Source organism: Marinobacter sp. UBA2498 (genome assembly GCF_002341575.1).
Taxonomy (GTDB): domain Bacteria; phylum Pseudomonadota; class Gammaproteobacteria; order Pseudomonadales; family Oleiphilaceae; genus Marinobacter; species Marinobacter manganoxydans.
In genome coordinates, this window is sequence record NZ_DDOI01000100.1 from 37,427 (window position 1) to 37,751 (window position 325).

General features: G+C 59.7%; 1 protein-coding gene. It reads left to right on the forward strand.

Annotated features, from left to right (window positions below; genetic code table 11):
* On the forward strand, nt 1–325 hold a 325-nt coding region (locus B2W52_RS14055; RefSeq protein ID WP_414673504.1), incomplete at both ends, for a ribonuclease HII.

The window sequence follows — 325 nt, forward strand, 5'->3', positions numbered from 1 at the left end:
TCGGGGCTGGCTGTGGTGCCTGAGTACGTTCTGGTGGATGGTAATCGCTGTCCCAAGTGGCGCTGGCCGTCGGAACCGGTTGTCAAAGGCGACAGTCGGGTGGCTGCCATCAGCGCCGCTTCTATTATTGCCAAAGTAACCCGTGACCGGGAAATGGAAGCGCTGGAAGCGCGTTTCCCCGGGTTCGGCCTGGCGCAGCACAAAGGTTATCCGACCCCGGTCCATCTGGAGGCCCTGCGCCGCCTCGGAGCAACCATTGAACACCGCCGCTCCTTTCGACCTGTTCAGGAAGTGATTGAAACAGTGGGATTCTATCAAGATCACG